Genomic DNA, 25,793 nt, shown 5'->3' with positions numbered 1-25,793 from the left:
TTCAGTCCCCCTTCGGGTCCAGCACGTCGCGCAGACCGTCGCCCAGCAGGTTGAAGCCCAGGCTGACGATGAAGATGGCAAGGCCGGGCATGGCGGCGACCCACCATTGCTCCAGCACATATTGCCGGCCGTTGGCGATCATCGCCCCCCATTCCGGCAGCGGCGGCTGGGCGCCGAGGCCGAGGAAGCCGAGGCCGGCAGCGGTCAGGATCACGCCGGCCATGTCCAGCGTCGTCCGCACGATCAGCGAGGCGACGCACAGCGGCATGATGTGGCCGAGGATGATGCGCAGGCTCGACGCCCCCTGCAGCCGGGCGGCGCTGATGAAGTCGGCGTGGCGGACGGTCAGCGTCTCCGCCCGCGCGATGCGGGCATAGGGCGGCCAGGAGGTGATGGCGATGGCGATCACCGCATTCTCGATGCCGGGGCCGAGCGCGGCGACGAAGGCCAGTGCCAGGATCAGCTTGGGGAAGGCGAGAGCGATGTCGGTGATGCGCATCAGCACGGTGTCGACCCAGCCGCCGAAATAGCCGGCGGCCGTGCCGATCGCCAGCCCGGCCAGCGGCGCCGTCGCCGCCACCAGCGCCACGATCATCAGCGTCAGCCGCGCGCCATGGATCAGGCGGGACAGGATGTCGCGGCCGAAGGCGTCGGTCCCCAGCCAATGGGCGAGGCTGGGCGGCAGCAGCCGGCCGTTCAGGTCCTGGGCATAGGGATGGTAGGGCGCCAGCACCGGGGCCAGCGCCGCGACGACGACCAGGGCCAGCACGATCAGCAGCCCGGCGACGGCCAGCCGGTTGCGGCGGAAGGCGGTCCAGCCGGCCCAGGCGCGGCCCAGCCGGGCCTGGGTGCGCGACTGCGGCGTGTCGGTGGTCAGCCAGTCCCGCCAGCCGGCGGGTGGGATATCGGAGCGCGCGGTCATCGGGCCCGGGGATCCAGAAGGCGGTAGAGCAGGTCGGACAGCAGGTTCAGCGCGATGAAGACCGCGCCGACCACCAGCGTCCCGCCCAGCACCGCGTTCATGTCGGCGCTGAGCAGCGAATTGGTGATGTAGAGCCCGAGGCCGGGCCAGGCGAATACCGTCTCGGTCAGCACCGATCCCTCCAGCAGCCCGGCGTAGGACAGGGCGATGACGGTGATCAGCGGCACCGCGATGTTGCCCAGCGCATGGCGCCAGACCACGCGGGTCTCCGACAGGCCTTTCACCCGGGCGGTGGTGATGTATTCCTGCCGCAGCTGGTCGAGCATGAAGCCGCGTGTCATCCGCGCGATGTAGGCGACGCTGTAGAGGCCGAGGATGGCGGACGGCAGCACCAGATGATGCAGCGCGTTCCAGAAGATGTCGGGCTCGCCGGCCAGCAGGGCGTCGACCGTGACGATGCCGGTCACCGCGTCGACCATCCCCTCATAGAAGACGTCGACCCGGCCCGGTCCCGGCGCCCAGTCCAGCTTGGCGTAGAACAGCAGCAAGGCCATCAGCCCGAGCCAGAAGATCGGCAGCGAATGGCCGATCAGGCCGAGCAGGCGGATGGCATGGTCGGGCCAGCGCCCGCGGTGGGTGGCGGCGAACACCCCGGCCGGAACGCCCAGCACCGCACCGATGACGACGGCGACCGTCGCCAGCTCCATCGTCGCCGGGAAGACGCGCAGTACATCCTCCAGCACCGGGCGGGAGGTCAGCACCGAGGTGCCGAGGTCGCCCTGAGCCACGTCGCCGAGATAGCGGAGGAACTGCTGCCACAGCGGCAGGTCGAGGCCGAGCTGCGTGCGCATCTGCGCGTAGCTTTCCGCGCTGGCGCGGTCGCCGAGCGCCGACAGCACCGGGTCGATCGGCACGACGCGGCCGATCAGGAAGGTGACCAGCAGCAGGCCCAGCAGGGTGGCGGCCACCGTGGCCAGCAGGGCCAAGCCGCGTTTCAGCGTAGGCAAGAGGATTCCCTCGCGGTTTGAACGCCAAGGGAATCACAGTCGGAGCTTTGTGCAAAGCCCGTCAAGGGCATAGGGGGGTATGGGGAGGTGGTTGCCGTGGGTGCCCCCTCCCTATCCCTCCCCCGCTTTGCGGGAGAGGGGATTGGACGCTTGTCAGCTTGATGCAATGCAAGGTAGAGGCGGAGTTCCCTCTCCCGCGCTAGCGGGGGAGGGTCAGGGAGGGGGCAAACGCCTCAGATCACCAAGTCCCGGCCGGGCTGGGATCGCCATGGGCGCCGGCCGCCGGCTCGTGGTGGGCGAGCCAGCGCTCGGCCTCCAGCGCGGCCATGCAGCCCATGCCGGCGGCGGTGACCGCCTGGCGGTAGACCTTGTCCTTCACGTCGCCGGCGGCGAAGACGCCGGGGATGTCGGTGGCGGTCGAATCGGGCACCGTGACGATGTAGCCCGCGTCGTCCATCTCCACCTTGCCCTGGAAGATGCCGGTCGCTGGCACATGGCCGATGGCGACGAAGACGCCGGCCACCGGGATCACGCGCTCTTCGCCCGACTTGACGTTCTTGACGCGGACGCCGGTGACGGCGCGCGGGTTGCCCATGGTGCCGTCGCCCTCGCCGACGATCTCCTCGACCGTGCTGTCCCACACCACCTCGATCTTCGGGTGGCGGAACAGGCGGTCCTGCATGATGCGCTCGGCGCGGAAGCCGTCGCGGCGGTGGATGACCGTCACCTTGGACGCGTGGTTGGTCAGGTACAGCGCCTCCTCGACCGCGGAGTTGCCGCCGCCGACGACCGCCACCTCCTTGCCGCGGAAGAAGAAGCCGTCGCAGGTGGCGCAGGCCGAGACGCCGAAGCCGCGATAGATCTCCTCGGTCGAGATGCCGAGCCAGCGCGCCTGGGCGCCGGTGGCGATGATGACGCTGTCGGCGGTGTAGGTGTCGCCGCTGTCGCCCTTGCAGACGAAGGGGCGCTGCGTGAAGTCGACGTCGGTGATCAGGTCGAAGACCATCTTCGTGCCGACATGCTCGGCCTGCTTCTGCATCTGCTCCATCAGCCAGGGGCCTTGGATCGGATCGGCGAAGCCGGGGTAATTCTCCACATCGGTGGTGATCATCAGCTGGCCGCCCGGCTGCATGCCCTGGACCATCAGCGGCTGAAGGTTGGCGCGCGCGGCATAGATGGCGGCGGTATAACCGGCCGGGCCGGCGCCGATGATGAGAACCTTGGTGTGGTGCGTGGTGGCCATGGACGTGATCCCGCAAAATCCCGGCGAAGGGAGTCGTGATTAAAACGGCTCTAGAAACCGAACATATGGTCGAGGCTGAAGGCGCTGTCACCCGCAAGGCAGCCATGGTAGCCGAACAGGCGGCAGGTGGTGTCGCGGATCAGCACATAGGCATGGTCGCCCGCCGCCATCCGTTCCGCTTCCGCAAACATCTCGTGATAGCGCCAGAAACGCGAGCCGCCGCAGGGGATCGCCAGCCGCTTGCGCGCCACTTCGACACCGTCGCGCCGCATCAGGACGAGGCTGGTGTCGGAGGTGGCATGCCACTGGGTCGAGGCAGGGTAGACGAGGTGGCAGAGCGTGTCCCAGGGCGCGGTGCCCAGCCGCAGGAACAGGCGGGTCGACAGGCCGGGCGGCCGGCCATGGTAGCTCTGCGGCTCGTCGCGGTAGACCATCGCCATGTTGAACATGTGGCTGCCGAAGCTGGTCTCCGCCACATGGCCGGACTTCAGGTCCTCGTAACGGACCAGCGCGTGCAGCCAGCCGTCGGCAACCGTTCCGGCGTCGAAGTCGTAGACCAGCTCGACATGGCCCCAGCCATCGGTGACCACCGTGTCGGCGACCAGCCCGGTGACGTCCAGCGCCACGCTGTCGGAGCGCTTGAGGTTGCCGAAGCGGTGTTCGGCCATGGCGGCGCCGTTGCGGTCGTAGACCACGGCCTTCACCGGCAGCTCGGTCTGCGCCGTGCTCATTGGCGTCGGCAGCAGGATGGTGCGCCAGCGGCCCATCGGCAGCAGCGGCGCCGGCAGGATGTGGCCCTTGCCGACGACGCCCCTGTCCACCGCGCCACCGGTCAGTTGCGGCAACTTCGGGTCCGGCTTCAGGTCGGTGCGCTCGACATTGGCATGGGCGATGCGGCGACGGCCGTCGGCGGCGACGATCTCGTAGCGCGGGCGGACGAAATGCTTGCCGGCCTGCACCTCGAACTGCTGCGGCCAGCGCGCCTCGGGGAACAGGCCGGCCAGGTCCAGTTCGACGGTGGCGAAGGGCGGAACCGTCCGGTCGAGCACGCGGATTTCCGGCGACCCCATTAGGTTCAGGCCGACGGCGCCGGCCGGGATCGGCGTCGGGTGGCTGTTCTGGATCCACAAGGACACCCGCTCGCCCTCGCGCGGGGCGGGCAGCCCGGCATAGAGGTCGGCCGGCCAGGCGTTGGCGTCGTGGGTGCAGGACAGCACCGTGTCGTCGTCGCCGTAGGTGTCGAGCGCGTATTTCACCACGTCATGGCCGGCGGCGCCGATGACGTGCAGGAACAGCGACCCGCAGAAGGGCGACAGGTCGAAGCGCTCGCGCACCTGACGGCTGTCGATCACCACCGTGCCGTCGGTCGGCGGCATCGGCTCCGTCCAGTCGGCGAGCGGGCGGCCCTCGCCGTCGAACAGGCAGGCCCACAGCCGGGTGCCCTTGGCGCCGTAGCGCGGCCAGTAATTGGCCGACACCACCCGGGTGTGGTGGCCGTCGCCGTCGCGGAACCAGGCGAAGTTGGTCGCCCAGTTGAACTTCGACAGGTAATGGCCGGGATCGTTCAGCATGTCTTCCGGCACGCGCATGGCGTCGAGCGAGACAACGCCGGCCTGCTTGGGGATCAGATGGGCGATGTGCCCTTCCAAGCGCTGCGAATCGAAGGCGACGACGAAGACGGTGCGGGCGCCGCTGGCGGGCAGGTCGGTGACCGGGCGGGCGGCATGGCCGAAGACCTCCTTGCCCAACTGCTCCACGTCCTGGACGTAGATGCCGCAGACCGGCACCGACGACAGGTCGTAGAACTCGGCCAGTCCCGACAGCAGGCCCAGCGGATCGTAGACCGCGACCGGACCGAAGGAGGCCAAGCGCGCGATCAGGATCGCCGCCTTGGGCGCCGCCAGCGGATGGCTCGCCGCCTTGAAAAAGCTGGAGCCGCCGGTGACGTTGGAAAAGGTCTCGATCCGCAGGGACATCAGGGCACACACGCGCGAAGGCAAAGCCGGGGCGTCGGTTATAGCCCGTTCGGCCGGGCCGGCGACAGTGATTTGCGGGCGCCGGCATTTCGTCGGAGCGGCAGGGCGTCGGATGCGCATCCGGCCGAACGGTTCCCCTTGTCAAAGACCGTGTTTCGATATATCTAATATTTCGTTATATCGAAACTGCATCGAGAGAGGGTTCCATGCTTCGGCATCTGTTTCACAAACACGGTCGCCGCTTCTCGCGTCCGGACTTCGACGACGAAGCGCCTGAGGGGCGCGGCCGTCACGGGCGTCATGGCCGCCACGGTCATCCGGGCGGCTGGGAAGGCTGGGGCGGTTCCGGACGGGGTGGCCGGGGCGAGCGGCGGGTCTTCGACCATGGCGACCTGCGCCTCGTCCTCCTGTGGCTGATCGCGGAGAAGCCGCGCTCCGGCTACGACCTGATCAAGACGATCGAGGAGATGGTCGGCGGCGCCTACAGCCCCAGCCCCGGCGTCGTCTACCCGACGCTGACCCTGCTGGAGGAGCAAGGCCACATCCGCGTCGGCGCCACCGAGGGCAACAAGAAGCTCTATGAGATCACGCCGGAGGGGGCGGAAGCGCTGAAGGCGGCGGACTCCACGATGGCTGCGGTGCGTGAGCGCGTCGCCCATGCCCGGGCCCGCCAGCAACGCGAATCCTCGCCGCAGATCCACCGCGCCATCGAGAACTTCAAACTGGCCCTGCGGCTGCGGCTGTCGCGCGGCGACCTGACGGCGGAGCAGACCCAGGCCATCGCCGACATCATCGACGGCGCCGCCCGCAGCGTCGAACGCATCTGATTGGAGGAAAAGGACGATGGCCGTATCGACCGCGCGCATCGCGAGCCCGAACGGGCGCCGCTACATGACCCAACTGTGCAAGCACTGGGCGCACAAGTTCGAGGTCGCCTATGACGAGACCCAGGGCCTCGTCCCCTTCGCCGCCGACCGCCGCTGCCGCATGGCGGCCGATGCCGAGGGGCTGACCCTGACCATCGAGACCGGGGAGGACGGACAGATGGAACGCCTGCAGGGGGTGGTGATCGACCACCTGAAGCGCTTCGCCTTCCGTGAGGATCTGGGGGAGGTGGTCTGGATGCCGGCGGGGTGACCGCCATTCCGCAAGAGGACGCAGGGTATTTTCCCGAATCCGTCTGCGACAAATCCTGTTGAGAATTACCGCATTGGCGGTGTAAAACGGTTCTTAACCAACAGGTGGGAGTGGGGGAGATGACGGTGTTTCCACCTTCGGACCACCCGCAGTCGGAAAACCGGGAGTCGTTCGTGATGCTCCGCATCTCCAAGAAGCTGATGTTCGCCATCGAGGCGGTCCTCGACATTGCCTACAACGCGGGCACCGAGCCGGTGCAGTCCGGGGAGATCACCCGGCGCCAGGGCATCCCGAAACGGTATCTGGAGCAGGTGCTGCAGCAGCTGGTGCGCGAGGGCGTGCTGGCGGGGGTGCGGGGGCCGCGCGGCGGCTACCGGCTGGCGCGCGAGCGCCGGCGGATCACGCTGGGGGAGATCGTGAAGGTCGTCCGCGCGATGGAGACCGCCACCGATCCGATCGAAGAACCGGCGGGTTCGGTGCTGGGCCATCAGGTGGTGCGCCCGCTGTGGGGCGAGTTGCAGGACGAATGCATGGCGAAGCTCGACACCATCACCATCGAGGATCTGTGCATGCGTGCGCGGCGCGCCGGGGTGGAGAGCGAGACCGAGGACCGGATCGACTTCACCATCTGATGTCCTGGGCTGATGTCCTGGGCTGATGCTTTGGAACTGACGGCTTGCGGCCGGGCGCGCGCTCGGTTGAGGCTGGCCGGTTCGGACGGACGGGCGTTCCCACTTCGCGTTTGACAGGCTCCCCATGCTGGATAATGCTCCGCCTGGGGTGTTGAAATCGCTTATAACACAAATATCAGAGGTGGAATCATGGCTGCACCGGAGTTCCGCGGCAAGATCTACGACAGCATCCTCGACACGATCGGCGCGACGCCGCTGGTGCGGCTGGACCGCCTCGCCGCCGAGGCGGGGGTGAAGGCCCAGATCATCGGCAAGCTGGAGTTCTTCAACCCGCTGGCCAGCGTCAAGGACCGCATCGGCCGCGCCATGATCGAGGCCGCCGAGGCCGCCGGCACCATCGCCCCCGGCCGCACGACTCTGGTCGAGCCAACCTCCGGCAACACCGGCATCGCGCTGGCCTTCGTCGCCGCCGCCAAGGGCTACAAGCTGATCCTGACCATGCCGGAAAGCATGTCGGTGGAGCGGCGCAAGATGCTGAAGCTGCTGGGCGCCGAACTGGTGCTGACCCCGGCCGCCGAGGGCATGAAGGGCGCCATCCGCAAGGCGGAGGAGATCCTGGCCGCCGACCCGAACGCCTATCTGCTGCAGCAGTTCAAGAACACCGCCAACCCGGCTGTCCACCGCGCCACCACGGCGGAGGAGATCTGGAAGGACACCGACGGCCAGGTCGATTTCCTGATCTCCGGCGTCGGCACCGGCGGCACGCTGACCGGCACCGCCGAAGTCATCAAGGCGCGCAAGCCCTCCTTCAAGGCGGTGGCGGTGGAGCCGGAGGACAGCCCCGTCCTGTCCGGCGGCATGCCCGGCCCGCACAAGATCCAGGGCATCGGCGCCGGCTTCGTGCCCGAAATCCTGAAGAAGGAGCTGATCGACGAGGTGGTGCGCATCTCCAACCAGCGCGCCTTCGAGACCGCCCGCAACGTCGCCCGGCTGGAAGGCGTTCCGGTCGGCATCTCGTCGGGGGCCGCGCTGGCCGCCGCCCTGGAGATCGGCACCCGTCCGGAGAACGAGGGCAAGCAGATCGTCGTGATCCTGCCGTCCTTCGCCGAACGCTACCTGTCGACCGCCCTGTTCGAAGGGCTGGAATAAGGGGCATCGATGCGGGCGGGGGTGTAAGTCATCCCCGCTCCGCAGCCTCCGGGCGAAATTGCGGGCCGAAATTTGACGGATTTCGCGCTTTCGGGTAAGCTCCTCGGCGATCGCAACGTCGTTTCCGTCCGTGCCGCCGCCGGGGAGTGACCGCCATGACGGATATTTCCGCTTCCACCTACGTCCCGAACCTGTCGAGCAGCGCCTTCTCCCAGCTCAAGGGGAAGACGACCAAGATCGGTGCCGACGGAGCCAACGCCGACACCCAGACCTTCACGGTCGGCAAGGCCGGCGAGTTCAATTTCAAGATCAACGACACCTTCACCAACGTCGAGATCCGCAACGACCGCAACGAGGTGGTGACCACCATCCGGTCGAAGGAATCGGCCGCGGACGCCAGTGCGCGGCTGGGGCCGGGGACTTATACGGCGACCTTTTCGCAAGCCAACCGGGCGGCCGGGGTGCGCGACTATTCGCTGGACGTCACCGAACGGCAGAACATCCTGGTAACCGGCGGCGGCGCGATGCTGAAGGGTACCGCCCAGCCGCCGGGGAACGGCGACACCGGCATCCAGAAGCACACCTTCAACGTCGTACAGGGCGGCACCTTCACCGCCAACCTGACTCTGCCCAACACGCGCTGGGCGATGATGGACAAGGACGGCAAGGTCGTCGCCGCCAGCGATTCAGGGAAACCCGACGACCAGCAGACTTTCCTGCAGAAGCCGACCTACAAGCTGGAGCCCGGCCAATACACCATGGTGGTGGTGCCGCCATCCAGCCTGCAGTCGCCGACCGACTTCCAGTTGAGCCTGGTGCCGCGCAACGCGGACTTGTCCGAGTCCGGCCTCACCCAGGAAAGCGCCATCCAGAAGACGCTGCGCGAACGGCAGGACCGGCTGCGCCAATGGGCGTCGGACACGAAGACCACCACCACATCGAAGAAAGTCTGACGGGATCCCCCGCCAGGCCGTGACGATTGCCCGCCCGCTGCCGGCGCGCCGCCGGCCTGCGGAAAACGCGGCATCGAATGTTGCCGCCCCGCCCCGTCCTTGCGTTATGCTGCCGGCCATGGACTTCACGGATACCCAGCTTCACCGCTATTCCCGCCACATCGTGCTGCCGGAAGTCGGCGGCATCGGGCAGGAAAAGCTGTTGCGTTCCAAGGTGCTGGTCGTCGGTGCCGGCGGCCTGGGCGCGCCCCTGCTGCTCTATCTGGCGGCGGCCGGCGTCGGCACCATCGGCATCGTCGACGACGACACCGTCGATCTGTCGAACCTGCAGCGGCAGGTGATCCATGACGAATCGACGCTCGGCCATCCGAAGGTGGACAGCGCCGCCGCCCGCATCCAGGCGCTCAATCCCGATGTCCGGGTGGAGGCCCACCGGATGCGGCTGAGCCGCGACAACGCGATGGAGTTGATCGCCGGCTATGATCTGGTCGCCGACGGGTCGGACAATTTCGCCACCCGCTTCCTGCTGAACGACGCCTGCTTCCTGGCCGGCAAGACGTTGGTCTCGGCGGCGATCCTGCGCTTCGACGGGCAGCTGAGCACCTTCAAGGCGCATCTTGGCGCCCCGCACCCCTGCTATCGCTGCCTGTTCCCCGAACCGCCGCCGCGCGGCCTCGTGCCGTCCTGCTCGGAAGGCGGGGTTCTGGGGGCGCTGGCCGGTTCGGTCGGTTCGCTGCAGGCGACGGAGGTGCTGAAGGAACTGCTGGGGTTGGGCGAGAGCCTGTCGGGCAGCTTGCTGATGATGGACACGCTCTATGCGTCCTATCAGCGCATCGCCATCAAGCGGGATCCCGACTGCGCGCTTTGCGGCGATCATCCGACGATCCATGACCTCTCCGCCCACTGACGGGCGCCGCGGCAAAGACGGGAGGCGGCCATCATGTCCATCGCCATGCCTGAAACCACGTCCGGTCCAACAGCCGCAACCAGGATCGGCGGCACAGCGGCGCTGTCGATCGTGCTGTTCGCCGGCGGCTTCGACCGTGTCCATTACGCGCTGGTGATGGCCAGCGCCGCGGCGGCGACCAACCGCAAGGTCACGCTGTTCTTCACCGGCCGCGCGCTGCGCGCCCTGGTGCATGAGAGGGAGCCGGGGGTGCTGGGCTGGCACGACCTGGACCCGGCGGATGACGGCAGCACGCCGGTGGCGCGCGACCGCTATTTCGCCACCCACGGCCTTGCCACCTTCGAGGAGCTGCTGGAGGCCTGCGTCGCCATGGGCGTCATGATGATGGCCTGCGAAATGGGGCTGCGGGCGCTGGGGCTGCCGCCCGGCGTCCCGCTGCGCCCCGACGTCCCGGTCGCCACCGGCGGCGTCGTCACCTTCCTGAACGAGGCGCCCGGCGGCGGCGCCATGCTGTTCGTCTGAAGCCGTTGGAAAGAGCATGAGCGACAACCACGAGATCCTCGACCTTGCCAACCGGTTCGAGTCGATCGCCACCGACGGGTTCGAGGGGCGTGCCTATCGTCCGGCGCTGGCCGAACTCGCCCACCGTATCCGTGAACGGCCGGGGATGGCGCCGCGCGTCGCCCATGCCTTGGGGGTGATGATCCGGTTGATCGGCGAGGGCGATCCCGAGGGCCGGTTCGCCGCCAAGATCGCCATCCTGCGCGAAGCCGTCGGCATGCTCGGCGATGCGTGAGGGGCGACATGAGGGGCGAAGTATGACATGCGATGCTTGATGTAGGCGCAAGCCAGCCATGCGTCACGCCGGGACGGTCCGCTCCGTCATGGGGGCGATGACAATCCAGACGAGGATGAGGACCATGGCTTTCCGTTTCACCGTCGCCGCCGATGCGCCGTCCCTCTATGCCACGATGTCCGCCACCACCAAGGCGATCCGCGGCGGCGGCGGCCTGCCGGCCGGGCTGATCCACCTGATCGACCTGCGCGTGTCGCAGATCAACGGCTGCGCCTATTGCATCGACATGCATGGCAAGGAAGCCCGCCACGCCGGCCAGTCGGAAGAGAGGATCGCCGCCGTGGCGGCATGGGAGCGCTCGGACCTGTTCCTGCCGGACGAGCGCGCCGCCTTCGCCTGGGCCGAGACGCTGACCCGCAACCGGCATGACGGCATCGACGGCGCACACCGGGAGCTGCAGCGCCATTTCAGCGCCGGGCAGATCGCCCAATTGACAGTGGTGGTGGCGCAGATCAACGCCTGGAACCGGGTCGGCATCGCCCAGCATGTCGAAGGCACCGCTGTGGGCATGGCGGCGTGACGGCTCTGGCCGACCCGGAGACCGCGCTTGCCGCCTTCGCCGGCGAGCGGGCGCGGTTGCGCGGCTTGGCCTACCGGCTGCTCGGCTCGGTGGCGGAGGCGGAGGATGTCCTGCAGGACGCCTGGCTGCGCTGGTCCGCGGTGGTGCCCGGCAGCGTCGGGTCGGCCGCCGCTTTCCTCACCACCCTGGTGACGCGGCTGGCGCTCGACCGGCTGCGCTCGGCCAGGGTGGCGCGGGAACGCTATTATGGGCTGTGGTTGCCCGAGCCGGACGTCGCCGGCTGGGACGCACCGGCGGCGGCGGATGCGGAGCCCGAGTCGGTGCCGATGGCAATGCTCCTGTTGCTGGAGCGGCTGGGGCCGGACCAGCGGGCGGTCTTTGTCCTGCGCGAGGCGATGGACCTGGATTATGCGGAGATCGCGGCGATGCTCGGCAAATCGGTCGAGGCCTGCCGCCAGATCATGCGGCGTGCCCGCGCCCGTCTGGCGGAGCCCGCCGGCGCCTGGGTCGATCCGGCGGACTCCGTCGATGCGGGGCGGCGCTTGGCCGCCGCCTTCGCCGAGGCCAGCGCGCGGCGCGATTATGCCGCCATCGTCGCTCTGCTGTCCGACGACGCCCAGTGGCTGGGCGACGGCGGCGGAATGGTGCTGACGGCGGTCAATCCGTTGTTCGGTGCCGACCGCATCGCCCGTTTCCTGATCGGCGTCCAGCGCAAGCGCGGCGTCAGCTTCGGCTTCACCCCGGTGCGGGTGAATGGCGCGCCGGGATTGCTGGCCGAACTGGGCGGGTCGGTCCGCAGCGTGCTGGCCTTCGACATCGTGGCCTTCGACAACGCCGGGGGCCGGATCCAGCGGATCTATCAGATCGCCAACCCGCAGAAGTTGCAGCGTGTCCCCAGTTTCACTTTTTAAGCCGTCGCCTCGTCCAGCCAGCGGTCGAGGGCCGTCAGGTCGACCGGGCGGGGCAGGACGGGGAAGGGCAGGTTCGGTATGCAGGGGCCGGTCATCAGGATTCGGGTCTGCGGATAGAGCATGGCCGCCAGCGCCGCGGCGCGGTCGCCATCGTCGCCCTCATGGTCCAGCGGCAGCAAGGCCACGACCGGCGCCTCCGCACCGATGATGCTCAGTGCTTCCAGCGCGTCGGCGGTCTGCGAGACCTGGAAACCGCGGCCGGACAGATGGCCGGCGAGCAGCTCGCGGTTGACGCGGTCGGCATCGGCGACCACGGCCCGGCGCCCGCCATAGCCCGGCATCCGGATGTCGGCATCGATGCTGAAAACCACGTCCCCCTCCGTCCATCATGTTTTCGTCATGGACGGGTCGAGTATGCGGGCGGGGCGGTGGGTTGTAAACGGCAGCTGCCTGTGGTTCGACTATCGTCGAATGCGGACCACTTCGCCCTTGTGCATCAGCGCCAGCATCGGCAGGTCGCTGGGATGGTTGCCATAGCCCCAGGTGGCGGCGACCGGGCCGTTGCCGGCGATCCAGGCGGTCACCCGGTCCGCCTTGTCGCGGCGCACGCAGTTGGCGGTGCCGAGCCGCCCGGTCAGCGTCCCGTCCACCACCTCCATGCCCGTGGCCAGCAGGTCATCCACCTCCAGCCCGCGCAGCAGCGCCGGCATGTAGAGGTCGAGCGCCCCGGTGGCGACGACCACGCGGCGGCCCTGGCGGCGGTGTTCCGTCAGCACGTCCAGCATGGGCTGATGCCAGCGGACACGGGGGACCATCCGTTCCGCCGCGGCCAGCGCATCGGCCACCGGCAGCCCGCACAGGGTGCGCTTCAGGTAGATCGCCTTGACCGATCCCGGAAAGTCACGGCCCGGCCCGCGGCCGCGGACGTGGCGGTGCATGGCCGATCGGATGGCATCGGCGAGCGCCAGGGCCGCGCGGCGCCTGCCGATCACCTCGCCGACGAACATCGGCAGGCTGTCGCCATGGATCAGCGTCCCGTCGAAGTCGAAGAAGGCGACGCCGGCCGGGCCGGATATCGGTGACCCGGAAAGCGAATCCCCGGAGGGCGAGTGTCCGGAAACCGGCAGGTCGGGCGCGGCTGCCGGCAGTGGGGCAGGCGGCGCGGTCCCGATACGGGGGTCGGTGACGCAGGGCGAGGCGGAAGTCGTTTGCATGACCGCGTTTATCCGGCTGCCGTGGCGCGGCGGGCAAGGGTTTTTATATCAACCCGGCTGCGGCGGTTCAGCCTCGCATCCCGCTCAATGCAGCATGGTGGGGCCGCAGGGCGCCTCGAAGAACGGTCCGTCCTCCGCCTCGTCGTCGGACCCATCCTCCGACCCGGTGGTGTCGTCGGCCTCTTCCAGCTGGGCGATCAGGTCGCCTGACGCTTCCTCCAGCCCGGCCTTGACGGCGATCAGCAGGTTGATGATTTCGCCATTGTCCTGCTCCAGGCTGCGGACCCGCTCCTCCAGCCGGTCGATGCGGCGCAACAACAGGTCGGACAGACGGTCCAGCCGTTCGAGGACCGGATCGGGGCTCGAGGTCCTGGCGACGGCTTCCGTCTTGGCCTCGGTCTTGGAAAGAGCCGGCCCGGCCATGCTTGGCGGGCTTTCGGGCCGGGCATCGGGGCGTTGGTCGGGGCGATCATCCATGGTGCGGCCGGTTCCGGTGAGTGAGGTTTGCTCCTCGCCTAACCTTGGCCCAGCGGCCGGCAAGGTCCAGACCGGCACCCGATGCACCCCGCAAGCGATGTCCGCCTGACCCTCCCGTCCCGCGTGTGGCGATTCCGGGTGGGTGCCGATTCAGCCGGCACCCCTTGTGCGCGTTGCCGGAAAGGTCCGCATATAGTTAAGACTCAGATTTATCGGCACGGCGTTTGCGCGGGACGCCATACAGTTCCAACCGATGGCCGATCAGGTCATAGCCAAGTTCGCGGGCTATGCTTTCCTTCAGCCTTTCCATCTCATCGTTGGTGAACTCGATCACTTCGCCCGAGTCGACGTCGATTAGATGATGATGATGATCGGTTCTAGTTTCTTCATACCGTGCGCGGCCGTCGCCGAAGTCGAGCCGGTCGATGACGTGCGCCTCCTCGAACAGCCGCATGGTGCGGTAGACCGTGGCGATGGAAATGCGCGGATCGATCGCGGATGCGCGGCGATGCACTTCCTCCACATCGGGATGATCCGTCGCCTCCGACAGCACGCGCGAGATCACGCGCCGCTGGTCGGTCATCTTCAATCCCTTCTTCACGCACAGCTCTTCGAGGCGCGAGGGCATGGACATCCCCTGTAATCCTGTCTTCGTGTGACGGGCGGCGGTTCGCCCCTCCGGTCTCCCTGATGCCCGGAACGCCGGCAACCGACACCGGCACGGAAGCCCATCAGGCAGTCCGTTCCGGCCAGCCGTTCGCGGCACCCCGAATACCCGACCATCATACTGTGTTTCGTAGGCATTCTCAAATGCCCACGTCCCCGCCGGAGGGCCGAGTGGATAGAGCATCGCCGATCAAAGGCATAATACTTTCAGTCTATTGTCGAGGTCGGTCCGACTGTCGGGGTGGAAACCAATTGCTCATAATCCCTTGCTAGGTTTTTGCCGGAGGGAGCGTCGTGCAATCCGGGACGGCGCCGAATCGGACGTGATACTGCCGGATGGACCATGCCGGACGGGAAGGGGGGAGCCGCAATGAAGCCAGTCGATTTCCCGCCCTCCGCCCCTTCGATCATGGCGGAGCCGCATATGGATGAACCCGCCTTCACCGCAGCCGGGCTGGCCGTCCCGGTGCCGCCGCTGGCGCCGGTCGAGGACTGTGCGGTGGCGCTCGCCCGCTTCCGCCGTCAGCCGGAGCTTGCCGCCCTGCCGGTGGTCGATGGCGACGGCCGCGTCGCCGGGCTGCTGGAGCGCAGTCGGCTGCCGGCCGGCGACGGAGAGGACGGAGCCGTGCAGCCGGCGCCCGAAAGTCGGATGCGCCCTGCATCGGTGGCCGGGATGCCGGTCTCCGGGCTGATGGACCCGAGTCCCTTGCTGATCGACGGATCGACCCCCCTGGCCGAGATCGGACGGCAGTTGGCCAAGCTGAAGCCGGCGGCGCTGGTCACCGGCTTCCTGGTGGTGGAGCAGGGCCGCTACCTCGGCGTCGGCACCGTGACCGGGCTGATGGCGCGCTCGGCCGAACAGACGGAGCTGCGTGCACGCGAGTTGGAGGAGGCGCGCCGGCAGGCCGAGCGGGCGATCCGCGCCAAGACCGCCTTCCTTGCCAACATGAGCCACGAGATCCGCACGCCGCTGACCGCGATGATGGGCTTCGCCGAATTGCTGGAGCAGGAGGTGCTTGGGCCGCATGCCAACCCGCTCTATCGCGAATACGCCCGCGACATCGCCGAGGGCGGCCGGCACCTGATGGAACTGATCAACGACCTGCTCGACCTGTCCAAGGCCGACGCCGACCGGCTGGAACTGGTGGACGGCACGGTGGATGTGGTGCGGGTGGCGATCGGCACGGCGCGGCTTTTGACCGAACGGGCCTCGCGCCATGGCGTCAGCATCGCCACCGCGGTGCCGCTGGACCTGCCGCCGCTGCGGGCGGACGAGCGCAAGCTGCGCCAGATGCTGCTGAACCTGCTGTCCAATGCGGTGAAGTTCACGCCCAACGACGGGATCGTGATGCTCCGTGGCCGCGTGGCGGCGGACGGTGCCTTGTGGCTGTCCGTGCAGGACACCGGCATCGGCATGACCGGGGAGGAGCTCGCCAAGGCGCTGGAGCCCTGGGGACAGGTGGACAACGCGCTGGCCCGCGCCCAGGTCGGCACCGGTCTGGGACTTCCCCTGACCAAGCGGCTGATCGAACTGCATGGCGGTCGCCTGGACGTCGCCAGCCGGCGTGACGAAGGCACCACCATGTCGCTGGTCTTCCCGCCGGAGCGGGTCGGGCGGGGATGAACGGAAAGCCCTCTCCTCGGGAGAGGAGAGGGTGTTCCGTTGGAAGCGACCCCTTACGCCAGCCCCTTCTCCATCGCGCTCGCCAGACGGCGGGCGAAGGCGGCGGGGTCGGGCAGGGCCTCGCCCTCGACGATGCGGGCCTGGTCGAGCAGGAGCCAGGCCGCATCCTCCAGCGCGTCGGTGGCGCCGCTGCCCTTGGCCCGTTCGGCCAGCCGCTTGATCAGGGCGTGCGACGGGTTGATCTCCAGGATGCGCTTGCCCGCCTCGCCGTTCAGCTGCTTGTGCTGCTTCAGCAGGCGCTCCAGGTGCATGTCCATGTCGTTGTCGTCGGCCACCAGACAGACGGCGCTGTCGGTCAGGCGTTCGGACTTGCGGACGTCCTTCACCGCGTCGGACAGGGTCAGCTTCAGCAGGGCCAGCAGGTCGGTCAGCTCGCCCTCCGGCGCCTTCTCCTCCGGCTTCTCGGTCTCCTCGCCCTTGATCTTGCCGAGGTCGGCGCCGCCGCGGGTCACCGACTTGAAGGGCTTGCCCTCATAGACGCCGACCGACGGCATCCAGAACTCGTCCACCGGGTCGGTCAGCAGCAGCACCTCGACGCCCTTGGCCTTGAAGCCTTCCAGCTGCGGGCTGCGCAGCAGGGTGTCGAGGTCGTCGCCGCTGATGGTGTAGATGGCGTCCTGGCCCTCCTTCATGCGGGCGACATACTGCTCCAGCGAGACGAGATCCTCGCCGGCGGTGGTGCGGAAGCGCAGCAGCTTCAGCAGCTCGTCTCGATGCTCGTAGTCCTCATAGAGGCCTTCCTTCAGCACCGCGCCGAAATTCTCCCAGAAGCTGTCGTATTCGGCGGCGTTCTCGCTGTCCTTGGCCTTCTTCGACAGCTCCGACAGGACGCGCCGGGTGATGCCGGCCTTGATCTTGGCCAGCATCGGGTTGTGCTGCAGCATCTCGCGGCTGATGTTCAGCGGCAGATCCTCGCTGTCGACCACGCCGCGCAGGAAGCGCAGGTAGGGCGGGATCAGCCCCTCCGCCGAGTCGGTGATGAAGACGCGCTTGACGTACAGCTTCACCCGGTGGGCACGCTTGGGGTCGAACAGGTCGAAAGGCTTGGTCGAGGGCACATAGAGCAGGTTGGTGTATTCCAGCGCCCCTTCGGCCCGCCAGTGCAGGGTCAGCCACGGATCGTCGAAGGCGTGGCCGACATGGTGGTAGAATTCCTTGTACTGGTCGGCGGTGATCTCCGACTTCGACCGGGTCCACAGGGCCGACGCGCTGTTCAGCGCCTTGGCGTCCTCGCCCTCGCCGAACAGGATCGGGATGGCGATGTGGTCGGAATATTTGCGGACGATGCCGCCGAGCCGGTCCTCGTCGAGATATTCGTCGTCGCCTGCGCGCAGGTGCAGGACGATCTTTGTCCCGCGCGGCAGGCCGTCGGCCTCGGATATCGTGAACTCGCCCTTGCCGTCGGATTCCCAGCGCCAGCCGGTCGCTTCGCCGGCCTTGCGGGTCAGGACCGTGACCGTGTCGGCGGCCATGAAGGCGGAATAGAAGCCGACGCCGAACTGGCCGATCAGGTTGACGTCCTTCTTGCCGTCACCCGTCTCCGCCCCTTCCAGCGACTTCATGAAGGCGGCGGTGCCGGAGCGGGCGATGGTGCCGAGATTCTCGACCAGATCCTCGCGGTTCATGCCGATGCCGTTGTCGGCGACGGTCAGGGTCCGCGCGTCCTTGTCGACCAGCAGGCGGACCTTCAGGTTCGGATCCTCGGCCGAGAGTTCCGGCTGGGTCAGGGCCGCATAGCGCAGTCGGTCGCAGGCATCCGACGCGTTGGAGACCAGTTCGCGCAGGAACACTTCCTTCTCGCTGTAGAGCGAGTGGGCGACGATGTCGAGCAGGCGGCTGACCTCGGCTTGAAAACTGAGCCGTTCCTCGGTCATGGGGGCACCTTCGTTGGTTTTGCACGGGTGATGGCGTCAAGACGGCGGAGATATGTGAAAGCGCCCCCGCCGTTCAAGAGGCTTGTTCCCTGCAACCGCGGGAGGTGCGCGGCGGCATGTCGCGGAGGGAGGCGCCGCCCCCCTCCGCAATGGCTCACTTCTTCTTCTTCGGCGGCTCCGCCGGGGCCGGGGCCGGTTCGGCGCCGCCGGCCAGCAGCGGGGTCATGTCGGCGCCGTTCAGCAGGAGCTGTCCGGCCTCCGTCACGTCGATCTTGTAGGTGCGGGTGTCGGCGCCGCTCTCGTCCTTGCCGGCCTGGCCCAGGGCCTGGATCATCGCCAGCCCGCCCAGCAGGTCCTGGGTCTCCTTGTCGGGCTTGGCGCCCGGGGCCGGCTGCATCGCCTTCACCGCGGCGTCGATGCCGCGCAGCAGCACGGTGGCGCCGCCGGTGACGCCGAAAGCGGCCTGGGTGGCGACCTTGAGCGCGCCGTTGGCGGTGCCGGCCGTGGCCGGGGTATCCAGGTTCAGCGCGTCGATCCGCAGTTCCGTCCCGGCCTCCGCCATCGCGGCCATGGCCTGCTGCATGACGACTTCGGAGGAGGGCGGCGGCGGCGGGGCGGCCTTGGCCTTGGCGCCCTTCTTCGGCGGGGCCTCTTCCGCCTCGGCGGTCTTGGCCAGCTCGGTGAAGGCCTTCCACAGGGCGGTGTTCGGCAGCTTGGCGACCGACAGCTTCATTTCGAAGGCGCGCGGGGTGAAGGCGACCGGTGCCGGCGACGGCGTCATGACGAAGTCGCGGGCCTCGATGCCCATGCTGACGGTGGACATCGCCTGGTCGAGATCGGTCAGGCCGCTGCGGAAGGCGAGCTGGCCCAGGGCCACCGTGGTTCCATCCTCCGGATTGACGAAGGACAGGTTGGACATCCGCATGGCGCCGGTGATCCCGCCGAACATGCCCTGCATCTTCGGCAGCAGTTCCGCCGGGGTCGGCGGCACGCCCCTGGCAGCGGCTTGTTCCGACAGCTTCTGCAGCGCGCTGACCTTGGTCAGGTCGACGCGGGTGTAGGTGGCCTCGGTGGTGACGCTGCCGATCTTCACCAGCTCCTTGTTCTTGTCGTCCTGTACCGACAGGTTGCCGAAGGCGAAGGCGGCCGGGCCGCTCCACAGGGTGGCGCCGCCGGCTCCCGCCTCGGGTTTCAGCTCCTGGACCATGGTCATCGAGGCGATGGAGACCTTGCCCTTGCCGTCGGCGGCGCTGACGGTGATGTCGTTGTAGGCGCCGTCGACCGCCAGCAGCGTCTCCAGCGTGCCCGACCAGACGCTGGTGAGGGACTGCTTGCCGATGGAGATGATGGCGGCATCGACATACTCGTCGTTTTCGTCGAGGTTCTGCACCTTCATGCTGCTGGGCAGCGTGATCGCCACGCCGTATTGGCCGTCGTCCTTCGGCGTCACCGACAGGAGCACGGTGCCGATGTCGAACAGGGTGCCTTCCGCATCCTCGGCCGACAGGCGGGGGAGGGCGACGTCGTAATGGTCGCCGGCCGGCTTGACGGTCGGCTCGCCCTGCCATTCGAAACCGACGCCCTCGCCATCCTCGCTGGGCGGCGGGAACCAGCGGGGCAGATCCTTCTTCAGCGAAGCGGCAAGCGCCTTGGCGCCGGCATCGTCGATGGCGGGCGCGGCCTGGGCGGGCGACCAGCCGGCGACCAGGGCCAGCATGCCGCCGGCGATCAGGGCGGGCTTCAGGGAACGGACCGGCAGGGCCGGGACGGACGAAAGACGGCGCAGACGCATCGAGAAAACTCTCCCAGGGACGATTTGGGAGTACGTTAAGCTTGATACGCCAAGCCGGTCCATGCCCCTAATGGGCGGAATACCAAGGAAATATTAAAAATCCAGGTCCGCATAGTGCTTGGGCGGCGGACAGCCGGTGATGTTGTCCGCCAGCAGCGCCCGAAAGCTGGGGCGCGACTTGATCCGGGCATACCAGTCCTTGGCCTCCGGGCTGCGGTCCCACGGCACGTTGTCGATATAGTCCAGACAGGACAGTTGTGCGGCGGCGGCGATGTCCGCCAGGGTGAAGGCCGGCCCCGCCAGCCATGGCCGGCGCTCCGACAGGAAGGCGATGTAATCGAGGTGATAGGTGACGTTGGCGAGCCCGGCGCGAATCGCCGGCGCGAAGGGGTGGCCCTGGCCGGACAGCCGCTTGATCAGCTTCTCGCCCACCAGATTCTCGGCCACCTCGCGTTCGAACTTGTGCAGGAACCAGTCGGCGACCCGCCGCACCTCCGCCCGCGCCGCGATCTCGCGCGGCAGCAGGGGGGTGTCGGGATAGGCCTCTTCCAGATATTCGATGACGGCAAGGCCGCCGGCGACGACCGTCCCGTCCTCCTCCACCAGAACCGGAACCTCGGCGGCCGGGTTCAGCTTCAGGAAATCGGTGCGCCGCTCCCATGGCCTTTCGACCACGGGTTCGAAAGGCAGCGCCTTTTCGGCGAGCATCACGCGCGCGGTGCGCGACAGGGCGTGGATCGGGTGGTGGTACAGGGTTCGCATGGCGGCGGGACTTTACCGCAACGCGGCATGCGAAAACAGCCCGCGCATCGGAGCCTGAAGATCTCGTTGGGGGAGGGGCCGGGGGCCAAGCGGCAAGGGTGGAGGAACCGCCGTCCTCCCACCCTCATCCCGCCGGAGCCCGGCGATAGAGCACCATCGCGTCCGGCTGGTTGGGCGGTGCGCCCACCGGCGTCCAGCCGTTGCGTTCGTAGAAGGCGCGGGCGGCGGCGTTGCGGACGGCGCAGGCCAGCTCGGCCGGGCGCCGGGAGCTTCGCAACAGGCCCAGCGCCTCGCGCAGCAGGGCGGAGCCGATGCCGCGCTTGTGCCATCCGGGGTCGATGAACAGGTTGTGGATGACGCCTTCCCGGGGATCGAGCGAGACGAAACCGACCACCGTCTCCTCCGTCTCCGCGACCAGGACCGAATCCTCGCGCACGCAGTCGTAATAATCGTCCAGCCCGAAGCGGTCGGCGGGTTGCCAGGGGAAAGCCTGACGGCGACCCCGCAGGAAGATCTCGGCACAGCGTGCGGCGTCGGCGCCGCGGGCGGAGCGGATCGCGATGCGCACCCCTTGCCCGGCCGGCATGCCCGTCTCCTTCTCCCCGTGGCGGTCGACCATGGGATCAACCCGATGCCGGTCAGAATATTCCGCCGGAGGGGCGTCCGGGAACGGTCCTTTCGTCTCGACCTGCAAGGGGAACGGTCAGCGCGGCACCGGGTTTCCGGTGGTTTTCCCGTCGGACGCCTTCTCTCCGATGGCCTTCTCGCCTGCGGCCTTGTCCCCGGCCGGCATGCCGGAACCGTTTTCCGTTCCGGCGCCATTGCCGCCGGCAGGCGCACGGGCCGGTTCGTTGGCGGCGTTGCCCAGCAGGCCGGCCTCGCGGTAATAGCGCTCCGCCCCCGGATGCAGGGGGACCGACACGTTCGCCACCGCGCGGGCGGGGTCGAAGTTGCGGCCCTGCGGGTGCCCGTCGGCGAGGACGCGGCGGGTATTCTCGTGCCACAGCGCGCGGACGACGCCGTAGATGAGGTCGGGATCGCGGTCGGCGCGGGTCAGGAGTTCCGCCCCCAGGCTCAGCGTCGGGGTGGGAGCGCTGCCGGGATAGACGTTGGCGGGAATCTCCTGATCGATGTAGAAGCGCTGGGTCCGCAGCAGCCGGTCGGCCGGCTCGCCGTCCAGCGGCAGCAGCCGGATCGGCACCCGCGCCGCCACGTCGCTGACCGCCGGCACCGGAAAGCCGCCGACCATGAAGAATCCGTCCAACTCGCCCTTCGCCAGCCGGTCCGCCGCCGTGCCGGGTTTCAGGTAGAGCGGCGTGATCGTGGTTTCCGACAGGCCGTAGGCGTCCAGGATCAGCCGCGCTTCCACCAATGTGCCGGAGCCTTCCTCGCCCAGCGAGATGCTGCGGCCCTTGAGGTCGGCCATGCGGTCGATGAACCCGTCGGAGCGGACGACGACCTGGATGGCTTCCGCATAGAGCATGCCCAGCGAGCGCAGTTCCGTGAACGGGCGCTTGCCGGTGAAGCTGCCGGTGCCGGTGTAGGCCCAATAGGCGACGTCGGCCTGGGCGAAGCCGGCCTCCGCCGTGCCGGCGCGCAGCATCTCGACATTTTCAACCGACCCGTTGCTGGCCTGCGCCACCACGATCAGGCCGGGAATGCCGCAGCTTCCCCCCTTGTCGCAGGGGCGGGAGCCCGGCGGGTTGGAAATGGCGTTGGCGATCAGCCCGCCGATCGGGAAATAAGTGCCGGCGGTGGTGCCGGTGCCGATTCGGAAATAGCGCAGGTCCTGTGCGGCGGCCGGTTCAGCCAACAGCCAGCCGCCCGGCAACCCGCCTGCCGATGGCAGCATCGGCGCCAGGGCGAGCCCGCCAAGCAGACGGCGCAGCAGATGGCGGCGGGTCAGGCTGGAGGTGTCCGGGACGGCCGGAAGCTCCGGTGAGAGCCCCGGCGGGGAAAGGCAGGCTTTGGCGGCTGCGCGGGGCACCGGGTGGTTCCGTTCGTCTGGCCCGTTCGTCCGGAGGGGGAGGGGCGGGGCGGGAAGGGCGTGTCTTCAAAGATTTCCGCGCAACCCCGTCATTTCAAGGCGCAACCGGTCAAATCACGCCGACGAGGTCGAGAACGCCGGCGACTGCCACCGCACCGCCACACAGCCGGACCGCCCGGTCCGACTCGGCCTCAGTCACCGCGATCGACAGCCCCAGCCCGCCGCAGGCGACCAGCATCAGCCCGGCGGCGAAGCCGGCCCAGTAGAGCGGCGGTCCCTGGTGGGCATGGCCGTGGAACACCGCGGCGACGGCGGCGACCAGCACCGCCAGCGCCGCCGGTGCCCGCACCCCAAAGGCCACCAGCGCCCCCACCACCACCAGCGAGGCGGCCAGACCCGGCCCGGCATAGGGCAGCCGCAGCCCCATCTGCGCGGCGAAGCCCGCCGCCAGCGCGGCGGTCACGGCGGCGGCAGGCACCTGCCAGACCGCCCTCCCACCGGCTTGCCCGGCCCACAGGCCGATGCCGAGGATGCCCAGCAGATGCTGCAGCACCCCCACCGGCGTGGTCAGCCCGTTGCCGAAGGCCCCCGTCAGCGTCGTCATGCGACCGCATCCCCCGTCCGTTCCCATCCTGAAGCCGGTATGGCGGCTGAGGAGGGGCGGGGTCAAGCTGCCAAGGCGGAGGTGGAGCCGTTGCTACCGCGCCAGCGGGTCACCCCATTGGCGCAGGTCGTTCTCCCGCTTCATCAGGTCGCGCTGTCCCAGCGGGTCGAGCCGGCCCATCGCGTCATCGGTGCGCATGCGGTCGACCTCCGGCCGGATCAGGTCGCGCTTGAAGGCGTCGGTGGCGCTCTGGGACGAAGGCGGGGGTGGGACCGGGATCGGACGCGGCGGCTGGGGAAGGGCCGCCGGATCCGGCGGCGGCGACGAGCTGCCGCGACGACGCTTGGGCGGGGGCCGGTCGGTATCGTCCTGGTCGCGCTGCTGCGCCTCCTTGGCCTGCCGGGATCGTGCCGCCGTGCCGGGGCTGGAGTCGGCGCGCGACTGCTCCGCCTGGATCTGGCTCCAGGTCCGCCGTTCTCCGCCGCCGGGAATCACGGTCTGATTGTAGGTCGGCGGGAAGGCCTGGGCGCGGCCGGGCATGTCGTCGCGCAGGTCAGACGGCGCACAGGCCGCTGCTGTCAGCAGGAAAGCCAGGGGGGCCAGACGGTGGGCGAGGGGCGCGTGATGTGGGGTCATGGACGGAATGTCGGCATTGCGGAACTGTTCGGCAAGGTGACCCCAAAGGAGGGACTCCCCTCAAGGCCAAGCCAGCGCTAGAATGTTCTTTGTTTGTTCTTAATCATCCGGTTTCCTATGACGTACCTCTCCTCATACCCGAAGCAATCCCCCTCTCCCCCCTGGGGAGAGGGTCGGGGTGAGGGGGATGCACCGCATGATCCTTCCAAAGGTCCCGCGGCGCGTCCCCCTCACCCTAACCCTCTCCCCGGGGGGGAGAGGGGATCTTGTCGTGGTCGAGGTGGTCGAGAGAGTAGCCGTCGCCGCATCCTCGCCCTGTGGCTGCCGCGGCTGCCGACCGACGCGCGGGAACGGGGAATGCCGTCCGAGTCGCGGGCTCGGCCCTTCGCCCTGCTGTGGACGGAGCGCCAGCGGCGGATGGTCGTCGCGGTCAACCGGGCGGCGGCGGCTCTGGGCATCGCCCCCGGCCATACGCTCAGCGACGCCCGTGCGCTGGAGCCGGCGCTGGAGGTGGCGGAGGCGACGCCGGAAGCCGATTCGGTCCTGCTCGGCCGCATTGCCGACTGGGCGCGCCGCTACAGCCCCTGGACTGCGGCGGACGAGCCGGACGGGGTGGTGATCGACATCACCGGATGTGCCCATCTGTTTGGGGGCGAAGCGGCGCTGGCTGCCGACCTGACCGGCCGGCTGCGCGCCGCCGGCTTCACCGCCCGCGCCGCCATCGCCGACACCCCGGCCGCCGCCTGGGGGCTGGTGCGGTTCGGCAGCCCGGAGGAGCGGCGGGAGGAGCGGCTGGATGGCCTGCCGCTCGCAGCATTGCGGCTGCCGGCGGAAACGGTGGAGGGGCTGCATGCGCTCGGCCTCCGCCGGATCGGCGACCTGCACGCGATGCCGCGGGCGGGGCTCGCCGCGCGGTTCGGGGGCAAGTTGCTGCAACGGTACGATCAGGCTTTCGGCCGGCTGGACGAGCCGATCTCCCCCCGCCGGCCGGTGGCCGCGCACCGGGAACGGCTGACCTTCGCCGAGCCGATCGCCACGCCCGAATCGATCGCCGGAGCGTTGCGCCATCTGCTGGGCCGGCTGTGCAAGGGGCTGGAGGCCGCGGGACAGGGAGCGCGCCGGCTGCGGCTGGACGCCCACCGCACCGACCAGCGGGTGGAGGACGAACCGCAGGCTCTGGCGCTCGGCACCAGCCGCCCGACTCGCGATCCGGCGGCGCTGGCCCGGCTGTTCGCCCCGCTGCTGGAGCGGATCGAGCCGGGGCCGGGACTGGAAACGCTGGTGCTGTCGGCGACGGAGACGGGTCCGCTATCCGCCATCCAGACCGGGATCGACGGGGAAGGGGGCGATAGCCAAGGGATTGGTGGCCAAGGGATCGATGGCGGACTGGCGGAACTGGTCGACCGGCTGGCACTGCGGCTGGGGGAACGGGCGGTGCTGCGGCTGGTGCCGCGGGAAAGTTGGCTGCCGGAACGCTGCGTGGCGCCGCATCCGCCGTTGGAGGGGCTGCCGCCGCCGAAACCCTGGCCGTCCGGGCAACGGCGCCCCCTGCGCCTGCTGACCCCGCCCGAACCGGTGGAGGCCATCGCTCCGCTGCCCGACGATCCGCCGCTGCAGTTCGTCTGGCGCGGCGTGCGCCACCGCGTCAGCCGGGCCGAGGGGCCGGAGCGGATCGAGTGCGAATGGTGGCGTCCGGAAGGATCCCTGGGGCTGGCCATGCGCGATTACTATCGCGTGGAGGACGGCGACGGCCGGAGGTTCTGGCTGTTCCGCGCCGGGCTGTACCGGCCGGGAGAGAACCCGCGCTGGTTCCTGCACGGGTTTCTGGCGTGAAGTGCGTCAGGCTCGGGAGGGTAGGGTACGGGGAGGGAACTCAGCCCAGCC

General features: G+C 68.9%; 27 protein-coding genes. 12 read left to right on the top strand and 15 right to left on the bottom strand.

Annotated elements, in window-relative coordinates; genetic code table 11:
* Position 1: 1 nt before the first annotated feature.
* The 4 genes from nikC to JHL17_RS09160 form a co-directional block, all read right to left on the bottom strand.
* Complete coding sequence (gene nikC, locus JHL17_RS09175) at positions 2 to 922, bottom strand: nickel transporter permease (protein ID WP_200192301.1); 921 nt, start codon at positions 920 to 922, stop codon at positions 2 to 4.
* Positions 919 to 1,929 (bottom strand): ABC transporter permease, encoded by a 1,011-nt coding sequence (locus tag JHL17_RS09170; protein WP_200192299.1) that lies wholly within the window; start codon positions 1,927 to 1,929, stop codon positions 919 to 921. The genes nikC and JHL17_RS09170 overlap by 4 nt, the downstream gene beginning before the upstream one ends.
* 238 nt (positions 1,930 to 2,167) lie before the next feature.
* A complete protein-coding gene (trxB, locus tag JHL17_RS09165; RefSeq protein WP_200192297.1) occupies positions 2,168 to 3,172 on the bottom strand; it encodes a thioredoxin-disulfide reductase in 1,005 nt (334 codons plus the stop codon).
* A 50-nt stretch (positions 3,173 to 3,222) separates the two neighbouring features.
* Positions 3,223 to 5,148: a hypothetical protein gene (locus JHL17_RS09160; protein WP_200192295.1), complete on the bottom strand. Its 1,926-nt coding sequence runs from the start codon at positions 5,146 to 5,148 to the stop codon at positions 3,223 to 3,225.
* Between the two features lie 206 nt (positions 5,149 to 5,354).
* Here JHL17_RS09160 and JHL17_RS09155 point away from each other — a divergent pair, with 206 nt between their 5' ends.
* From JHL17_RS09155 to sigJ, 10 genes are all read left to right on the top strand, one after another.
* Complete coding sequence (locus JHL17_RS09155; protein WP_200192293.1) at positions 5,355 to 5,975, top strand: PadR family transcriptional regulator; 621 nt, start codon at positions 5,355 to 5,357, stop codon at positions 5,973 to 5,975.
* Between the two features lie 16 nt (positions 5,976 to 5,991).
* Positions 5,992 to 6,285 carry a DUF2218 domain-containing protein gene (locus JHL17_RS09150; RefSeq protein ID WP_200192291.1) on the top strand — a complete coding sequence of 98 codons (294 nt, stop codon included), beginning with the start codon at positions 5,992 to 5,994 and terminating at the stop codon, positions 6,283 to 6,285.
* 176 nt (positions 6,286 to 6,461) lie between these two features.
* Complete coding sequence (locus JHL17_RS09145; protein WP_012972993.1) at positions 6,462 to 6,917, top strand: RrF2 family transcriptional regulator; 456 nt, start codon at positions 6,462 to 6,464, stop codon at positions 6,915 to 6,917.
* Positions 6,918 to 7,106: 189 nt separating this feature from the next.
* Entirely contained in the window at positions 7,107 to 8,066 is a 960-nt protein-coding gene (gene cysK, locus JHL17_RS09140) for a cysteine synthase A (protein WP_200192289.1), read from the top strand.
* A 155-nt stretch (positions 8,067 to 8,221) separates the two neighbouring features.
* Entirely contained in the window at positions 8,222 to 9,019 is a 798-nt protein-coding gene (locus tag JHL17_RS09135; protein ID WP_200192287.1) for a hypothetical protein, read from the top strand.
* A gap of 118 nt (positions 9,020 to 9,137) precedes the next feature.
* A complete protein-coding gene (locus tag JHL17_RS09130; protein ID WP_200192285.1) occupies positions 9,138 to 9,926 on the top strand; it encodes a HesA/MoeB/ThiF family protein in 789 nt (262 codons plus the stop codon).
* A 33-nt stretch (positions 9,927 to 9,959) separates the two neighbouring features.
* Positions 9,960 to 10,448: a DsrE family protein gene (locus tag JHL17_RS09125; protein ID WP_247893421.1), complete on the top strand. Its 489-nt coding sequence runs from the start codon at positions 9,960 to 9,962 to the stop codon at positions 10,446 to 10,448.
* 16 nt (positions 10,449 to 10,464) lie between these two features.
* Entirely contained in the window at positions 10,465 to 10,722 is a 258-nt protein-coding gene (locus JHL17_RS09120) for a hypothetical protein (RefSeq protein WP_200192283.1), read from the top strand.
* A gap of 124 nt (positions 10,723 to 10,846) precedes the next feature.
* Positions 10,847 to 11,302, top strand: coding sequence for a carboxymuconolactone decarboxylase family protein (locus JHL17_RS09115; protein ID WP_200192281.1), 456 nt, complete (start codon positions 10,847 to 10,849; stop codon positions 11,300 to 11,302).
* On the top strand, positions 11,299 to 12,213 hold the full coding sequence (sigJ, locus tag JHL17_RS09110; protein WP_200192279.1) for an RNA polymerase sigma factor SigJ: 915 nt from the start codon (positions 11,299 to 11,301) through the stop codon (positions 12,211 to 12,213). Before JHL17_RS09115 ends, sigJ begins: the two co-directional genes overlap by 4 nt.
* Here sigJ and JHL17_RS09105 read toward each other — a convergent pair.
* The 4 genes from JHL17_RS09105 to JHL17_RS09090 all read right to left on the bottom strand — a co-directional run bounded on the left by JHL17_RS09105 (position 12,210) and on the right by JHL17_RS09090 (position 14,532).
* Positions 12,210 to 12,584: a response regulator gene (locus JHL17_RS09105; protein WP_200192277.1), complete on the bottom strand. Its 375-nt coding sequence runs from the start codon at positions 12,582 to 12,584 to the stop codon at positions 12,210 to 12,212. The two genes, sigJ and JHL17_RS09105, sit on opposite strands and share 4 nt — an antisense overlap.
* 90 nt (positions 12,585 to 12,674) lie before the next feature.
* Positions 12,675 to 13,427, bottom strand: a complete 753-nt coding sequence (locus JHL17_RS09100) for an HAD family hydrolase (RefSeq protein WP_247893420.1) — start codon at positions 13,425 to 13,427, stop codon at positions 12,675 to 12,677.
* An 84-nt stretch (positions 13,428 to 13,511) separates the two neighbouring features.
* Positions 13,512 to 13,904 (bottom strand): hypothetical protein, encoded by a 393-nt coding sequence (locus JHL17_RS09095; RefSeq protein ID WP_200192275.1) that lies wholly within the window; start codon positions 13,902 to 13,904, stop codon positions 13,512 to 13,514.
* 196 nt (positions 13,905 to 14,100) lie between these two features.
* Complete coding sequence (locus JHL17_RS09090) at positions 14,101 to 14,532, bottom strand: Fur family transcriptional regulator (RefSeq protein WP_042701979.1); 432 nt, start codon at positions 14,530 to 14,532, stop codon at positions 14,101 to 14,103.
* Between the two features lie 462 nt (positions 14,533 to 14,994).
* Here JHL17_RS09090 and JHL17_RS09085 point away from each other — a divergent pair, with 462 nt between their 5' ends.
* On the top strand, positions 14,995 to 16,194 hold the full coding sequence (locus tag JHL17_RS09085; RefSeq protein ID WP_247893419.1) for an ATP-binding protein: 1,200 nt from the start codon (positions 14,995 to 14,997) through the stop codon (positions 16,192 to 16,194).
* A gap of 53 nt (positions 16,195 to 16,247) precedes the next feature.
* Here the strand turns inward: JHL17_RS09085 and htpG are convergent, their stop codons facing one another.
* From htpG to JHL17_RS09050, 7 genes are all read right to left on the bottom strand, one after another.
* Positions 16,248 to 18,128, bottom strand: a complete 1,881-nt coding sequence (htpG, locus tag JHL17_RS09080; RefSeq protein ID WP_200192271.1) for a molecular chaperone HtpG — start codon at positions 18,126 to 18,128, stop codon at positions 16,248 to 16,250.
* 154 nt (positions 18,129 to 18,282) lie between these two features.
* Positions 18,283 to 19,920: a hypothetical protein gene (locus JHL17_RS09075; protein WP_200192269.1), complete on the bottom strand. Its 1,638-nt coding sequence runs from the start codon at positions 19,918 to 19,920 to the stop codon at positions 18,283 to 18,285.
* Between the two features lie 93 nt (positions 19,921 to 20,013).
* A complete protein-coding gene (locus JHL17_RS09070; RefSeq protein WP_200192267.1) occupies positions 20,014 to 20,682 on the bottom strand; it encodes a glutathione S-transferase family protein in 669 nt (222 codons plus the stop codon).
* A 124-nt stretch (positions 20,683 to 20,806) separates the two neighbouring features.
* Positions 20,807 to 21,301 (bottom strand): GNAT family N-acetyltransferase, encoded by a 495-nt coding sequence (locus tag JHL17_RS09065; RefSeq protein WP_247893418.1) that lies wholly within the window; start codon positions 21,299 to 21,301, stop codon positions 20,807 to 20,809.
* Between the two features lie 84 nt (positions 21,302 to 21,385).
* Positions 21,386 to 22,669: a TAXI family TRAP transporter solute-binding subunit gene (locus JHL17_RS09060; protein WP_200192265.1), complete on the bottom strand. Its 1,284-nt coding sequence runs from the start codon at positions 22,667 to 22,669 to the stop codon at positions 21,386 to 21,388.
* 109 nt (positions 22,670 to 22,778) lie between these two features.
* A complete protein-coding gene (locus tag JHL17_RS09055; RefSeq protein WP_200192263.1) occupies positions 22,779 to 23,273 on the bottom strand; it encodes a HupE/UreJ family protein in 495 nt (164 codons plus the stop codon).
* 93 nt (positions 23,274 to 23,366) lie between these two features.
* Positions 23,367 to 23,909, bottom strand: a complete 543-nt coding sequence (locus tag JHL17_RS09050) for a hypothetical protein (protein ID WP_200192261.1) — start codon at positions 23,907 to 23,909, stop codon at positions 23,367 to 23,369.
* Positions 23,910 to 24,266: 357 nt separating this feature from the next.
* Between JHL17_RS09050 and JHL17_RS09045 the strand changes: the two genes are divergently transcribed.
* Positions 24,267 to 25,742: a Y-family DNA polymerase gene (locus JHL17_RS09045; protein ID WP_247893417.1), complete on the top strand. Its 1,476-nt coding sequence runs from the start codon at positions 24,267 to 24,269 to the stop codon at positions 25,740 to 25,742.
* Positions 25,743 to 25,793 lie beyond the last annotated feature (51 nt).

It is taken from the genome of Azospirillum endophyticum (assembly GCF_016595245.1).
Classification (GTDB): domain Bacteria; phylum Pseudomonadota; class Alphaproteobacteria; order Azospirillales; family Azospirillaceae; genus Azospirillum; species Azospirillum endophyticum.
This window is presented reverse-complemented; position numbering and strand designations above follow the sequence as displayed.

What these genes read in the sequence shown, in the direction of transcription:
- nikC (WP_200192301.1), bottom strand. Translation starts at nt 922, where the DNA reads ATGACCGCGCGCTCCGATATCCCACCCGCCGGCTGGCGGGACTGGCTG.
- trxB (WP_200192297.1), bottom strand. Translation starts at nt 3,172, where the DNA reads ATGGCCACCACGCACCACACCAAGGTTCTCATCATCGGCGCCGGCCCG.
- JHL17_RS09160 (WP_200192295.1), bottom strand. Translation starts at nt 5,148, where the DNA reads ATGTCCCTGCGGATCGAGACCTTTTCCAACGTCACCGGCGGCTCCAGC.
- JHL17_RS09155 (WP_200192293.1), top strand. Translation starts at nt 5,355, where the DNA reads ATGCTTCGGCATCTGTTTCACAAACACGGTCGCCGCTTCTCGCGTCCG.
- JHL17_RS09150 (WP_200192291.1), top strand. Translation starts at nt 5,992, where the DNA reads ATGGCCGTATCGACCGCGCGCATCGCGAGCCCGAACGGGCGCCGCTAC.
- JHL17_RS09145 (WP_012972993.1), top strand. Translation starts at nt 6,462, where the DNA reads ATGCTCCGCATCTCCAAGAAGCTGATGTTCGCCATCGAGGCGGTCCTC.
- cysK (WP_200192289.1), top strand. Translation starts at nt 7,107, where the DNA reads ATGGCTGCACCGGAGTTCCGCGGCAAGATCTACGACAGCATCCTCGAC.
- JHL17_RS09135 (WP_200192287.1), top strand. Translation starts at nt 8,222, where the DNA reads ATGACGGATATTTCCGCTTCCACCTACGTCCCGAACCTGTCGAGCAGC.
- JHL17_RS09130 (WP_200192285.1), top strand. Translation starts at nt 9,138, where the DNA reads ATGGACTTCACGGATACCCAGCTTCACCGCTATTCCCGCCACATCGTG.
- JHL17_RS09125 (WP_247893421.1), top strand. Translation starts at nt 9,960, where the DNA reads ATGTCCATCGCCATGCCTGAAACCACGTCCGGTCCAACAGCCGCAACC.
- JHL17_RS09120 (WP_200192283.1), top strand. Translation starts at nt 10,465, where the DNA reads ATGAGCGACAACCACGAGATCCTCGACCTTGCCAACCGGTTCGAGTCG.
- JHL17_RS09115 (WP_200192281.1), top strand. Translation starts at nt 10,847, where the DNA reads ATGGCTTTCCGTTTCACCGTCGCCGCCGATGCGCCGTCCCTCTATGCC.
- JHL17_RS09100 (WP_247893420.1), bottom strand. Translation starts at nt 13,427, where the DNA reads ATGCAAACGACTTCCGCCTCGCCCTGCGTCACCGACCCCCGTATCGGG.
- JHL17_RS09095 (WP_200192275.1), bottom strand. Translation starts at nt 13,904, where the DNA reads ATGGATGATCGCCCCGACCAACGCCCCGATGCCCGGCCCGAAAGCCCG.
- JHL17_RS09090 (WP_042701979.1), bottom strand. Translation starts at nt 14,532, where the DNA reads ATGCCCTCGCGCCTCGAAGAGCTGTGCGTGAAGAAGGGATTGAAGATG.
- JHL17_RS09085 (WP_247893419.1), top strand. Translation starts at nt 14,995, where the DNA reads ATGGATGAACCCGCCTTCACCGCAGCCGGGCTGGCCGTCCCGGTGCCG.
- htpG (WP_200192271.1), bottom strand. Translation starts at nt 18,128, where the DNA reads ATGACCGAGGAACGGCTCAGTTTTCAAGCCGAGGTCAGCCGCCTGCTC.
- JHL17_RS09075 (WP_200192269.1), bottom strand. Translation starts at nt 19,920, where the DNA reads ATGCGTCTGCGCCGTCTTTCGTCCGTCCCGGCCCTGCCGGTCCGTTCC.
- JHL17_RS09070 (WP_200192267.1), bottom strand. Translation starts at nt 20,682, where the DNA reads ATGCGAACCCTGTACCACCACCCGATCCACGCCCTGTCGCGCACCGCG.
- JHL17_RS09065 (WP_247893418.1), bottom strand. Translation starts at nt 21,301, where the DNA reads ATGGTCGACCGCCACGGGGAGAAGGAGACGGGCATGCCGGCCGGGCAA.
- JHL17_RS09055 (WP_200192263.1), bottom strand. Translation starts at nt 23,273, where the DNA reads ATGACGACGCTGACGGGGGCCTTCGGCAACGGGCTGACCACGCCGGTG.
- JHL17_RS09050 (WP_200192261.1), bottom strand. Translation starts at nt 23,909, where the DNA reads ATGACCCCACATCACGCGCCCCTCGCCCACCGTCTGGCCCCCCTGGCT.
- JHL17_RS09045 (WP_247893417.1), top strand. Translation starts at nt 24,267, where the DNA reads ATGCCGTCCGAGTCGCGGGCTCGGCCCTTCGCCCTGCTGTGGACGGAG.